General features: G+C 68.0%; 8 protein-coding genes. 2 read left to right on the top strand and 6 right to left on the bottom strand.

The window, feature by feature from the left end:
* Positions 1-497 precede the first annotated feature (497 nt).
* From PV342_RS21255 to PV342_RS21235, 5 genes are all read right to left on the bottom strand, one after another.
* Positions 498-2,246 carry a GTPase gene (locus tag PV342_RS21255; RefSeq protein WP_500318371.1) on the bottom strand — a complete coding sequence of 583 codons (1,749 nt, stop codon included), beginning with the start codon at positions 2,244-2,246 and terminating at the stop codon, positions 498-500.
* Positions 2,239-4,800 (bottom strand): GTPase, encoded by a 2,562-nt coding sequence (locus PV342_RS21250; RefSeq protein WP_500318370.1) that lies wholly within the window; start codon positions 4,798-4,800, stop codon positions 2,239-2,241. The genes PV342_RS21255 and PV342_RS21250 overlap by 8 nt, the downstream gene beginning before the upstream one ends.
* A 695-nt stretch (positions 4,801-5,495) precedes the next feature.
* Positions 5,496-5,696: a hypothetical protein gene (locus PV342_RS21245; RefSeq protein ID WP_500318369.1), complete on the bottom strand. Its 201-nt coding sequence runs from the start codon at positions 5,694-5,696 to the stop codon at positions 5,496-5,498.
* A 477-nt stretch (positions 5,697-6,173) separates the two neighbouring features.
* Positions 6,174-6,506 carry a hypothetical protein gene (locus PV342_RS21240; protein WP_500318368.1) on the bottom strand — a complete coding sequence of 111 codons (333 nt, stop codon included), beginning with the start codon at positions 6,504-6,506 and terminating at the stop codon, positions 6,174-6,176.
* A 58-nt stretch (positions 6,507-6,564) separates the two neighbouring features.
* The gene (locus PV342_RS21235) at positions 6,565-7,116 is read right to left on the bottom strand and encodes an Rv1352/Rv1906c domain-containing protein (RefSeq protein WP_396347382.1); all 552 of its coding nucleotides are present in this window, start codon (positions 7,114-7,116) and stop codon (positions 6,565-6,567) included.
* Positions 7,117-7,310: 194 nt separating this feature from the next.
* Between PV342_RS21235 and PV342_RS21230 the strand changes: the two genes are divergently transcribed.
* Both PV342_RS21230 and PV342_RS21225 read left to right on the top strand, forming a co-directional pair.
* Positions 7,311-9,428 carry an N-6 DNA methylase gene (locus PV342_RS21230; RefSeq protein WP_500318367.1) on the top strand — a complete coding sequence of 706 codons (2,118 nt, stop codon included), beginning with the start codon at positions 7,311-7,313 and terminating at the stop codon, positions 9,426-9,428.
* A gap of 104 nt (positions 9,429-9,532) precedes the next feature.
* Positions 9,533-11,203, top strand: coding sequence for an N-6 DNA methylase (locus PV342_RS21225; RefSeq protein ID WP_500318366.1), 1,671 nt, complete (start codon positions 9,533-9,535; stop codon positions 11,201-11,203).
* A gap of 9 nt (positions 11,204-11,212) precedes the next feature.
* Here the strand turns inward: PV342_RS21225 and PV342_RS21220 are convergent, their stop codons facing one another.
* Positions 11,213-13,351, bottom strand: a complete 2,139-nt coding sequence (locus tag PV342_RS21220; protein ID WP_500318365.1) for a UvrD-helicase domain-containing protein — start codon at positions 13,349-13,351, stop codon at positions 11,213-11,215.
* Positions 13,352-13,374 lie beyond the last annotated feature (23 nt).

Genomic DNA, 13,374 nt, shown 5'->3' with positions numbered 1-13,374 from the left:
CGACACACTCGCCCACGACTCGGAAAGCGAACTGGTCTGCGGTGGGGCACGGGTATGGGCCGAGCTGCGCGTGCCGATCGCAGACGGCGTCCCTTGAGCCGCCGCCTGGTGCCGGAGACTGAGCGCCCGGAACCAGGCGGTGCACCGACCCGCTCCACCCCGCGACTCCCCGGGGTGGAGCGGGCCCGTAAGCCTCGCCAGCGTCCTGGCCCGCCTTGCGAAGCACGCCCGCCGCCAATGGGTGCCGATCGAGACCACCTGGCCCTGGGCCGACGCCTTCACCACCAGCTGGCGACGGCTCGGCGCGCTGCCCGCCGCGCCATAAACCGGGCGCCACCACCCCGAACGAGGACCAGGACCCTCTCGAGAACCGTGGAAGCCTGGCGCGGCCGCAGCGACACGAGAAGAACCCACCGGCACCGGCCGGGACAAACGGGATGAACCGATCACCTCAACTGACAGCGATCAGGCCTAAAGTATCGAGGTGAAACGCCAAGCTACGAGCCGGGCGCGATTCGAACAAGCTTCTCGGCCTCGTCGCGGAGGCCCTTGATCGCTCCCAACGCTCTTTCACGTTCGGCGATGATCTCCACACCCTGCTTCGTAAGACCGCTGAGCGACTGCTCCACCTCCGCGATCCACTTGCTCAGGTGCCGCTCACCGGCGTCAGCGAGACTGGTCTGCTGCCTGAGTGCTTCTTCGTCGGAGCGACGCCTGATCATCTTCCGGCGCTTGTCAAGCTTCATCCGCTCGGCCTGGTCCTGCGCGACACTCTTCCAGTCGATCAACGACGGCCCGATGACCGTCAGCACCCACTGCGCCTTGCCGGCCGCGTTGGCGAGCTTGGCGGCTGCCTTGCCTCGACCCCACGGCCTGAACTTGTCCGCGCCGTTGGTCACCGTCCCGCCGGCGTCGAGCAACTTCTGGCCCACTCGACTCTTGATGATCCGGGTCGCGACGTTGGAGGCCATGCTTCCCTGCTCGCTATCGCTAGCCGCGACCTCCTCGATCCACTCGCGTATCCTTCTGCCGCCCGCCTTCGCGGCTTTCTCCGCGCCTTCCCTGACCGCACGTTCAAACCGTGATTCGGAATCCGGGGACGCGTCGATCGTCGTCTCGGGTGCGTCAAGGTCGTTCACCCAGGCTTCAGGCTCAGGCACACCGGTTCCGCACTCAGCGACCAGCGCATCGAACGCTGTCCTCATCGATTCGGAGAACTTGGCTTCGAACTCGGTAATCTCAAAAGCTAGTTCACTGCCGAGATCACGAGCGACGTCGGCGGGGACGTCATCTTTCTCTGAGACGCTGTCAGCGATCTTCCTTCCCGCCGCCCCGATCACGGAAGCGACGACACCGCTCTCCCGCTCAAGTGTGCTCAGCACACTCTCCTTCGCCTGGGAGATCGACTCCTCGACCTTCTTCGCGGTCTCCGCGGCACGGAGTTCCGCGCCGTCCAGCACCCACTTCTGTTCGGCGTCCGCCAGAACCCGGAGAAGTTCGAATGCCTGCGCGTTCGGTCGGATAGCGCTGACACCAGGTGCGATGATTCTCTGCAACTCGGCTGTAAGAACGTCGACGCCGCTCTCTGCTACAAGCAACTCACACTGAGCGACCGTAAGGTCGGGGTTATTGACCGCTTCGACGTAGTCGCGCGCATCGGTCGGGACGATCGGGACACGGTCGGCAAAGGGACCGAGTCGCTTGCGAATCTCGTCGAGAATGACGTCGCGATCACTGTTCTCGGCGTTCATCTTGTTGACGACGACCACACTTCGGTCAGCGAACCCGTCGGTGTCGAGCGCTTGCAGAATCGCCGTGGTCTCCGCTTCGCCCGGTAGTTCGCTCGTTGTCACGATCATCAGCGCGTCCGCACCACGCACGCCACGACGCGCCGCACCGGAATGCTCGTCGTTGCCCGACAGCGTCCCGGGCAGGTCGACGAGCGTCACGCCGTTCCACGGGTACGGCGTCGGCTCGTGCGTCTTGGGTGCCGCGTCGACAAGTTCATCGACGGCAGCCGGCGGGAGTCCGAGCAATGCCGCGATGAGCATCGACTTCCCCGCACTGTACGGACCCAGGAGCGCAATCCGTAGCGGGCTCGTGTCCGCATGGGGCAGGCTCGCTATCAGGCCCCGAGTACGAGGGTGAGCGTTCAAGACGCTCTCAGCCCGTGCAATCAGCACAGCTAGGAGGGCGCTCAGACTCTCGTCGCTCTCCAACGACTCAACCGGATTGCCGTCAGTCATCTGCGTTCCCTATCTCGATCCGCTCGGTGAGGACATCCACGAGGTGGTCCTGTAGACACGCCCGTACTTCCGCGATGCGGGACGCGTCGGTCCAGACGCGAAGTTCGACTCCCGGCGTTCGGCGTGCCAGGCGGATCGCCGCCGGGTCCCCGCCCGCAAGGGCCAGTAGTCGGCGCACTAGTACAAGGTCGATCGAATCGAGGGCGGACTGCACGGCCGACTGTAGCCGACGGAGCTGCTCGAACCGCTCCCGTGTGCGACCGACGTCCGCTGACCCCTCTTCGAACTGGGCACCGACTCGGGCCGTCGTGTCCTCGATGATTCGAGCCAACTGCTCTTCGACCCTGTAGAACAGTTCATCGAGTTTGGCCTCGGCCTCGGCCGCGGTCTCGCCAGTCCACTTGTCCTTCGCCTGCCGCGTGCGATTCACCTCGCTGCTCACCGCTTTCGCCGCTCCGGCCAAGGTGTCCAGGGCGTAGCCCAGCGCCACCGCAGCAGGGTTGACCTTACTGGCATTTGCAGCGAGCTTCTTGGCGATCCCACGGGCAGCGAAGGAATTCAAAAAGGCTGTCGCCGCCCCCTTGGCAGCCTCCGCGCTCAGGGTTCGGACCTTCGCGTCAGGACGCTGTCGTACATGCAGGTGCTCGTCGTCCTGTCGCTCCGCGGCGCTTGCCTGCGCGCGCAGAACCCTCTCCCGTTTACGCATCTCCTCCTCGAACTCGCTCTCAAGACTCGAGGCGAATCCCTCCAGCTCCAAACTGGTGATGAAGTCGCTCCATCGCTGCGAGTGATCCACGCCGCCCAGGTCCCGAACCACATCCGGCAACCGTTCTTTGGCATGGTGACGCTTGGCTTCGAGTCGGTCGCGCGTGTTCTGGCCCGCGATCCGGAAAGCTTCGAGCAAAGCGGCGCGTTCACTCGGCGCCGAGCGTTCGAGTTCGCCGAGCGCGAGATCGATCTGAGGGAGTTCCTCAGCCGCCCGGTCGTGGAACGCGGCGAGCGGCGCTCGCACGCCTTCGGCCAGCCGAACGGCACGAAGGGGAATCGCGCGCTCGGCCAAGAGCTGTGCGAGGGACTGCTCCAGCTCGGACAACTTGCTCGCCCGGAAGGCCCTGTCTCCCAGCTCGCGATCCCCCGCGGACAACGCTTCATGCGCGGCACCGGAGTGGACCGCGAGGACGGTGGGCGGTGTGACTCCGACCGCTCTGGAGACCTGCTCGATCCGGACGGCGTGACCGGGCACCGACTCGAACGCCTTCTTCGGTGCTTGGGCGAAGAGTTGAAGGCGGTCCAGTGTGTCGACTCGTCCCTTCACGTTGACGACCGCGAGCAGAGGTTTACCCGAGAGGAGGAGTCGCTGGAGTTCGGCGGACTCCTCGTCGCGAAGGGTGTCGGCGTAGTTCCATATGACCGCGTCGGCGATGTCACACGCGGCCCGGGCGTGTTGGGCGTCCAGGTCGTCGTCCTTCGCGGCGACGCCGGGCGTGTCGAGGTAGGTCACGGAGCCGAGCTCGAACGCGGAGGTCTTCCGCGTGGTGCGGTGCGCCCCTCGCCCGATCCCGGTGCGGTCCGCATCGCGAGTCAAGGCTTTGCGGAGCGTGGTCTTCCCGGACTTGGTTCTTCCGGCGATGGCCACGAGCAGTTTGCCTCTCACGGCAGGCATAGCCCCAACGGCATCGCGCAGTTCGCGTTCGATCGCCCCGATGCGACTGATGGCCTCGACAAGAGGCTCGCTCTCCATTGCGTGCGCGGAGTACGACGTTCGCTGAAGGCGAGCCTCGACCTCGGCCCGGAGGGTGGACTGAATGTCGCGGTAGGCCGATCGACTCGCGTCTACACCGAACGAATGAATGAGTTCGTCGACCAGAGGCTCAAGGGCCGCGCGGAGGTCCGGTTCGGTTCGCCGCGCATCCATTGCCGCTGCCACGCGGTCGAACAGTTCGACGTCTTTTGCGTACCAGGACTCAAGTGCTCGTAGCTCGCTGATGTCGGTCTGGGAGGCGACCGCCGGCAGTCCCGTGGCGAGCCGTGCGGCCGAACTCGTGGCAGGCGCGGCCGGGGAAGCGGTCATGCTCACGGGTACCGTCACGATCCCTTGCTCGACCACTGCCCTCACGTTGCTGTCCGCGAGCATTTCCAGCGTGCTGCCCGAAACGGCGCCGGTGTCGCGGGCCTCAATCGCCCAAAATAGGGCATCACACCGATCCGATCTGAACCTGAACCGCGCGTCCGGCCCGAGCCAACGCCACCATTCCGGTTGCACGGACAGAACTTCCTCGTACGACTCCTTCGCGACGAGGAAGTCCTGCACCTTCTCAAGCCGCGTCACCAGATCCCGGTTCTGCAGATCCCGAGCTATGGAGACACTGTGTTTGAGCACGAGCTCACGTGCGCCTCCCGTCTGCCGGCCGCCTCGGCGGTGACGACGCAAGTCAGTCACCGCGCGATCGACGTCGATCTCAAAGATCGAACGCCGGATCTCCTCGGGCCACCCCTGATCCACACGACGACACCGCTCAAGAACTCCAGGCAGTACCCGTTCCGCGAGCGCCACAGCCGCACGGTCCGCCCGAAGGGCTTCCACCGTCACACCCTCAAGTGCCGCGAGATGAGTACGTAGTCCTTCGAGCCGCATCAACTCTCGGAGGGCTCTGGCACCGCCTAGCGTCAGAGTCCGGCCTTGAGCCGCTGACAGACGGACTAGTTCCTGCTCCTCGACGCACGCCGCCACGGCATCGGATACCCACCGAAGAGTGGTCCCAGACGGTGGCAGACTGGCACACCCACACGCTTGGGCAACGGCATCCACCTCCTTGGCAAGCCGCTCGAGTGAGGCCAGCCCGGCCATGGCGTCGACGCCCAATGGCTCCAACAGAAGGGCCAAAATCTCAGCTTTGAGACTCGCCGTGTCATTCACTAAACTCGGCCCTTCGTTAATCCTGGGTATTCAGCGGAATTGGGTGACCTGACGCTCCACCAGGAGAAAGGTGCCGCTGGCCTGCAAGGATGCGAGTGTCGACGTCGTATCCACTGCGAGAGGCAGGGCACTAATCTGGTGAGCGAGCCTACAGGTTGAGACCGGCGGCTGTCCGTGGTCGCCGACGGCCAGGGGTTGATTTGGAATGCCGGGGCGGTTCTGCTGCTCCGGCTTGCCGACCGTACACGGCCGCGCTGGCGTACGAAGACACGGTGGCCGTCCTGGCCGCCACGCTGTCCCGGCTGTGTGGATGAGCTGGTGGCGCCGCGCGATCAGGCTGCGGCCCTGCGGTACTCGGCCAGGGCGCCGGACGCCCACAGCGGGACGAGCCGCGGCAGTTCGGTCGTGGAGACCTGGCCGCGTACACAGCGAAGGCCGAGCTTTGCCAGGGAGTCGGCCGCCTCGTTGAGGGGGTTGCCGACGTGGGCCTTCTCGTGCACGAACGTGAGGTGTGGGGTGTACTCGACGAGCATCTAGAGGCGAAGGAGCGTGGGCGTTCGCCCCCGGGAACGCAGGTGGACGTCGTACCCTCGGGCATCGCCGTGCCGCCTCGCTGCCAGGCGTGCAGGTACGCCAGTGCCTGGACGTTGTCCACGCGCACCTCGACGGGTTGGCCGGGGCTGGTGGCGAGTACGGCTTTCAGGCCCTAGTGGACCGCGCGCAGTTCAGTGACGACCACCCGGGCGCGGGGCCGGGCGACGTGCGCCGGGTAAAGATGCGCGCGCAGTCCCGCGTGCCCGGTGGTGGCGACATATCCGCAGGCGACCCGGTCCGTGGCGACGGACGGTCCGTCGCCAGGACGATGACCCCGGTCACGGCCTTGACCTTGTCGTCGACGCACACGCCGCGGCGGGTACGGGTTGCCGGGCGGGGTGCGCGGGCGAGCGGTGAACGACGACCCATGGTGATCCTCCTGTTCGCGTCGGGGTGGGCGTGGGCGAGCTGAGCGGTCAACTGCTGCAATCTTTAGTCGAGTTCGTCACCTGGGTGTAGACCGTGAGGAAGAGTTCCAGGTCGGCGCGTTCGGCTGACGGAAGCCCGCCCGCCGCGAGGTGGGTCCGGGCGTCGAGATGGGCGCGCTGCAGGTATCCCGTGCCGTGCAGGTGGCGCCAGAGGAGACGGAAGGCCTGCTGATGGTCGTAGAGGGTGGTCTCGTACGACCTCTGCGCGATGTGCCGGGCCTGGTCGAGGAGGGCGCGGAAGTTCCCCTCGTCGTCACGAGTCCCCAGCTGCGCCGAGTGTCGGTCGAATGCGGTGGTCTCCCCGCCCCCTGCCGCTATCAAGCGGCACCTCCCCCGGTTGCTGCAGTGCGTGTCATGGCGGTGTGAACGCAACGGAAGGTCAGCCGACCTTCATCCACTCCTTGCAGCCCTGCGTCTGGAAGTACTCGCCCTTCTTGATCGTCACGCGGCCCGGGCCCTTGAGGTTGTTGTTGGCGATGATCGCGTCGAACTCACCGCTGGCGTCCTTCAGGCGCGCCCAGTAGCAGCCGAAGGAGTCCGCTCCGGCGGTCTTGTAGGTGCCGGGCTTGATGTCCTCGCCGACGAGGTACTCGCCGTCCCCGGCGAAGCCGGCGGCCGGTCCGGGCTCCCGGGTCTTCTTCGGCTTGGCGGTGACCGTTCTCGTCACGGTGGGCGCGGGAGCCGCGCCCGCGGCCTTGGCGGTGACGGTCACCGTGGGCCGGGGCTCGGCGGTGTCGCTCGCCGTGGCGTCAGCGGACTCGCCGTTCGAGCCGATGCCGACGCCCATGACCAGGGCGACGAAGGCCACGGCGCCGTGGGTCAGCCAGCCCTTGCGGTGCGAGGGCTTGCCGGCGGGCTGGGGCGGCACGGAGCCCCAACCGCCAGGCGTGGCGGGGGCGTTGTAGCCGGGCTGCGGGATCGGAGTGGTCATGGTCGTCCTCCTGCGTGGTGGGCGGTGTACGCGAAACCGGAAGGGCAGGCCTCACGGCGGAAGCCATTAGACCCTCGCCTCCATGCGGAAGCACAACCAGATAAGCAGAAAGCTGAAAGCACTGTCAATCACGTTCAGATTGACGGGGCCTGTAAGCTGTTGCGGTCCGGTACCGAGAGGACCAGGAAGCAGCCATGTCGCAGCCGTCAGCCCTAGTGACCGCCGCCGAGATCTCCCGCATCGCGGGAGTGACCCGTGCCACCGTCAGCAACTGGCGACGCCGCCACGAAGACTTCCCCTCCCCCGCCGGGGGCACCGAGGCCAGCCCCCTGTACGACTTGGAGGCCGTGCGCGCCTGGCTGCAGGCACGCGGCCATTCGGCCGCCGCGACCCCGGCCGAGGAACTGCGCACGCTCCTGCGCCTGCACGGCGCCGGCATCGCGACCCGGCTGCTGCCCATGGTCCTTGCCGCTGCCCGCCGCTCCCCGGAAGAGCTGTCCGCGCTCACCGGCCTTTCGGACCCCGAACTCGGCACCCAGGCCGATTCCGCTGTCGCGGCACTCGCGGGGGCCGCCGCACTCACCGCGACCGTTCACTTCCCGCCCGACGACGCCCCGGCTCTTCGCGCGCTCCTGCGTTGTGTGCGGGACGCCGGCCCGCGGGCCGCGCTGGACGTACTGGCCGAGCGGGAGCTGGAGGAGAGCACCGCCTCCGGCACCTATCAGACACCGGCCGAGCTGGCCGTTCTCATGGCTCGTCTGCTGCCCGCGGACTCCATCCGCGTACTCGACCCCGCCTGCGGCAGTGGCACGCTGCTGGAAACGGCCGCCGCCCAGGGGGCGCGGGAGCTGTACGGGCAGGACGCGCTGGAGGTGCAGGCCCAGCGCACCGCCGTCCGTTTGCTGCTGTCGGCGCCGGACGCGCAGGTTTCCGTATCGACCGGCGACAGTCTCCGGAGTGACGCTTACCAGGGCACCGCCGCCGACGGCGTGCTGTGCAATCCGCCGTACGGTGATCGCGACTGGGGGCAGGACGAACTCGCCTATGATCCCCGCTGGGCATACGGCGTCCCACCACGCGCGGAATCCGAACTCGCCTGGGTACAGCATGCCTTGGCCCACCTGGTGCCCGGCGGATACGCCGTGCTCCTGCTGCCGCCCGCCACGGCCGCCCGCGCCTCGGGCCGCCGCGTGCGCGCCGAACTCGTCCGCGCCGGGACCCTGCGCGCCGTGGTGGGCCTGCCGGCCGGAGCGGCCGCGCCCCTGCACATCGGGCTCCAGATCTGGGTGCTGCAACGTCCGGAGCCAGGCGGCGCAGAGCGCAAGTCCGTGCTCTTCATGGACCTGAGCGGCGGCCGGGAGGACCCGGCGAGTTCGTCCCGGCAACGGTCACGACGAGCCGCGCCAGACTGGGACGATCTCTCCAAGCGGATCCTCGACCACTGGACGGCCTTCCGCGCCGCGCCGGACTCGGTCCGTGAAGAGCCCGGCGTCGCCCGCGCCGTGCCGGTCATCGATCTCCTGGGCGACCTCGTCGACCTCACGCCCGCCCGTCAAGTGCGCGCCGCGCCAGCAGACGTCGATCCGGCAGAGGTCGCGCGTCTCGTCGCCAGGCATCGTGAGCAGCTGACACGCCATATTGCCTCGTTGGCGGAGGCGGCAGGTCATGATGTCGGGGAACCGGCTGGGGACTCAACACGTGAGTGGCGCACGGCCACCGTGTCCGACCTCGTGCGCGGCGGTGCCCTGGAGATCCTGCGCGCGACGCCGCAGACCAAGGAAGGCTCCCTCGCCAAATGGCGCGCCGCCAACGCCGATCGGCCGGTGCTCACAGGCGCCGACATCGCGCACAGCGAACGCGCATCAGCAGGGCTCGACGACTTGACCGTCGAAACCGCACCCCTCATTGAGGAAGGAGACGTCCTGGTCCGCGCGATCCCCGGAGGACAGGGCTCCATGGCCCGGGTCGCCGACGAGGCGGACGCGGGAGCCGTGCCGGGCCGCTCGGTATTCGTGCTGCGGCCCGACCCGGCACGCCTCGACCCCTGGTTCGTCATGGGTTTTCTGGAGGCGGAGGACAACGTCGCCGGGGCCTCCACCGGGAGCACCACGGTTCACGTGCAGCCGGGACGGCTGCGTGTACCGCTGCTGTCGCTGGAAGAACAACAGCGGTACGGAGTCGCCTTCCGCCGCGTACACGACCTGCGCACCGCCGCCCGCCGGACCGTCGAACTCGCCCAGAGGACTGCTGACGCCCTGACCGCGGGTCTGACCGGCGGTGGGCTGCTCCCGTCGCGCGCCGAGACCCCCTGACGTCCGACGCCACAGGTCGCGACACGGCCGTCACGCAGGGTTTGTTTACATAGCAAACACATAGCTACGGCGCCGTGGGCGGCGCTCCGTGTACCATGGCGCGCATGAAGGATGCCGCGCGCCCCAACGCAGAGGCCCTCGTCACCGCCGCCGAGATCGGGCGCATGGCGGGTGTTACGCGCGCCGCGGTATCCAACTGGCGTCGACGCCATGACGACTTCCCCACGCCGGCCACCGGCAGCACCAGCAGCCCTCTCTTCTCCCTCACCGAGGTCCAGGCGTGGCTGGACAAGCAGCGCAAGGGTCGGCAGGTGTCCGGCGAAGTGCTCGTCTGGCAGCACCTTCGCGGCGTGTACGGCGACAACATGACCCGTGGCCTCACCGTGGTGGCGGAGACGCTCAAGGACGCTACGTCGGCCAAGAAGCGCGGCACCGGAACGGATTCCGCGCTGCGGGCCCTCGTCGACGACGTGACCACGAACGAGCTCACTCCTGCAGAGCTCCTGGCAAACCTGACCACACGTCACGCCGAGTCAACGAGCCGCACCGGCGCCGACGGCGTCACTTCGACGCGTCTCGTCCGGGCCATCCGCCACTTCGCCGATCCGCCCAACGATGTCTCCACCGTCCTCGATCCGGCCTGCGGAATCGGTTCTCTGCTGTTCGCCTTCGCTGCGGAGACACGCGCTCTCTTCGGGCAGGACATCGACCCCACGAGCACACGCTTTGCCCAGCTGCGGGCCTCTCTCTCCGGGCTGCGCGACGTGGCGGTCAGCACCGGGGATTCGCTGAGGTCAGATCATTACGAAGGTCTCAAGGCAGACTTGGTCGTGTGCGATCCGCCTGTGGGTATCGCCGACTGGGGCCGCGAGGATCTCCTCATCGACCCACGGTGGGAACTCGGTGTCCCGTCGCGCGCAGAGAGCGAACTCGCCTGGCTTCAACACGCCTACGCGCACACAGCTCCGGGCGGCCGTGTCGTGATGGTCATGCCGCCCTCCGTCGCCTACCGCAAAGCCGGCCGGAGGATTCGCGCGGAGCTCGTCCGCCGGGGGCTGCTCACACAAGTTGTGGCGCTGCCCCCGGGTGTGGCCGCCTCTCACGCGCTGCCCGTCCATCTATGGCTTGTCACACGGCCCGTGAGTCCCGACCACGCGGCGGAGACCGTGCGCATGATCGACCTGACGGCCAACGACCCGAACGACGCATTCGACCCTCAGAGCTCACAGTTGATCGACGTTCCCCGGATCGATCTCCTTGATGAAACGGTTGATCTGACTCCCGCCGTGCACATCGCTGCCATCGGAACCGACTACGCGAGAGAGTACGAAGCCGCGCGCGCCGCGGTCGAACAGCTGACATCACTGCTCGACCGGCTGCCCGCCCTGCCGCCGGGATCGGGACGGCACTCCTTCGATGGAGCGACCATCACAGTCTCCGACCTCGCGCGCGCGGGCCTGGTAGACGCCTCGGACGAGGGCGCCGTCTCGACGAGCGACCAGCTCGACACCGACTACCTCAACGGCTTCCTGCGCAGCGCGGCCAACACCCGCCGTTCCACCAGCGCGAGCGGGACCTTCCGCGCCGACGTGCGAGGATCCCGCATCCCCCAGATGGCGATCCACGAGCAGCGCCGCTACGGGGCGGTCTTCCGGGAATTCGCCGCATTCGAGGAGCGGATCAGAGAGCTGGCCAAGCTGGGCGAGAGGGCCGCTTCCCTCGCCCGGGACGGGCTGACCAGCGGCGCGCTCGCCCCTCCCCCGGCCGAGGACTGAACGTCCCGATCAGACGGCCGGCAGGAACGGGCTCCCCGCCCCGCTCCAGGACACGTGCAGCGCCTCACGCGCCCGTGTGCAGGCCACGAACAGCACGCACCGCTCCCGCAGGACGTCCGACGCGTGCTGCAACCGGTCGACCTCCACCGGAGTGATCTCACGGGCGAAGGGGACGGCCGTCGCCGTCACACCGACTACAGCGACACACCGGAATTCGAGCCCCTTCATGGCGTGCATCGTCGCCAGGCGCACGCCGTCCGTGGTGTTCGCGGGATTGTCCTTCACCCGGACCGTGGCGACGCCCGCCGCCTCGAGCCTGCTCGCGACCTTGTCGAGCAGCAGGTTGAAGCGCGTGCACACCGCGATCTCCGCTGGCCGGATGCCCTGCCCCAGCCACTCTTGGACGCGCTCCACCAGCGCGGTCACCTCGGCCTGCTCGCTCGCGTGGCCGTCGACATGAGGCTTTCTGCCGTGCAGCAGGGACCGATAGCCGGTGAGGTTGTCGCCGCCGTCCCCGGCCAGGCTCTCCACCTCGGCATCACGCAGGACGCCGGTGGACCAGAGCAGGATCTCCTCGGTGCTGCGGTAGTTGATCCGCAGCCGGCTGGACCGGCCCGCGACGGAGATGCCGAGCGAGGCCAGCGAGACGTGTGCGTCGTAGATGCGCTGATGCGGGTCCCCCGTGATGAACAGGTCGTCGGAGCCCGCCTCCACGGCCGCCCTCAGCACCCGCCACTGTGCCGGATGGAGGTCCTGCGCCTCGTCGACGACCACGTGGGCGTACCGGTGGGCGGGGCTTTCGGTCTCTCGCATCAGACGTGCCGCCTCGGCGCAGACCTGGAGGTGCGTGCTGACGCCCTTCGCCTTCAGCGCCGACAGGAACGCCTCGACGCCCCGCCAGAGCTGGACCCTTTTCATCGGCCCGAGGGCCGTTCCCCTTCCGCGGCGGGGCGCCGCCAGATACTCCGATTCCGTGCGGAGGTCCTGCCCCAGGATGACGTGCCGGTACTCCTGCGCCATGAACTGTTCCGTCCACGGCAGGCCCAACTGCTTGATCACCTTCTGCCAGACCCGACGCTCGTCCTGGTCCCCGATCGGCGAGGGTGCCCGGCCGCCGAGGTCCCGCACGACGCGGTGGGCGTAGGCGTTGACCGTGGTGACGTCCACGCGGCCCAGCTGGTCCTCGTCGTCCAGGAGCAGCGCGAGGTTCTCGCGCAGAGCCGCCGCGAGGGCGTTGGTGTAGGTGGTGAGCAGGATCCTGGTGTCCGGATCGCGGGAGAGCAGGTGCTTCACCCGGTGCAGGGCCACGACGGTCTTGCCCGTACCCGGTCCTCCGCTGACCTGCGCCGGGCCGTTGTAGGAGACGCGGTAGGCCACGCGCCGCTGCGAGGGGTGGAGGAAGACCCGCCAGGCGGCGAAGGGCTTCTCCAGGATCTCGGCGAGCTCGTCGGGCTCGGTGATCAGCGTGATGCGGCTGCTGGTGTTGGCGATGGCGGCCGCGAGATCCTCGGTCGGCTCCGGCGAGGCGTGGGCGGGCCGGCGTATCGCGACGACCTCTCGGTAGACGTCCTCCGCGCTGATTCCCTCCGCGAGGAAGGTCAGCACCTCGAACTGGTCCTCGGGAAGGAGGGTGCCGAAGGCGTCGAGCTGGGTGCGGTCCATGATGGTCCGGACGGCCCGCAGCACCTGCTCGTCGATACCGAGCTCGCGCAGGACGGTGTCCGAGTGCGCCGCGAAGAGCAGGGAAGGTGCCTCGTTCGCGGCCTTCTCCAGCGCCGGGGTCAGTTGCTCGATGGCGACGACATTGCGCACTTCGAGACCGCGGGTCGCGGTGTTCACGGTGTAGAGCCGCTTGGCCGCCCAGGTGTACGCGTCGTCATGCGGGACGATCTTGACGAGCAGGAAGACGTCGCTCCCGTCGTCAGGGGCGAGCACGACACCGCGCCAGAAGTCGTTGATCCGGATGGTCCGCATGCGGGAGTCGCGGGCGTTCTCGACCGACTCCAGGTGCAGGCCCTTGTCCGCGTGCAACTCGGCGACCGTGAGCTGCTGGAATTTGGCCATCGCTTTGCGCACGCCGGCCCTGAGCTGCTTGTCCAGGGCGTCGTAGCCGTCCCAGAGCGTGTGCGCGAGTGCGAGCTGAGGCACGGGACGGGCTCCTTCGGGCCGAT

This window comes from Streptomyces sp. PA03-3a (genome assembly GCF_033792735.1).
In the GTDB taxonomy this organism is placed as follows: Bacteria; Actinomycetota; Actinomycetes; order Streptomycetales; family Streptomycetaceae; genus Actinacidiphila.
The sequence above is the reverse complement of the archived record's forward strand: the minus strand, read 5'-3'. Positions and strand labels throughout refer to the sequence as shown.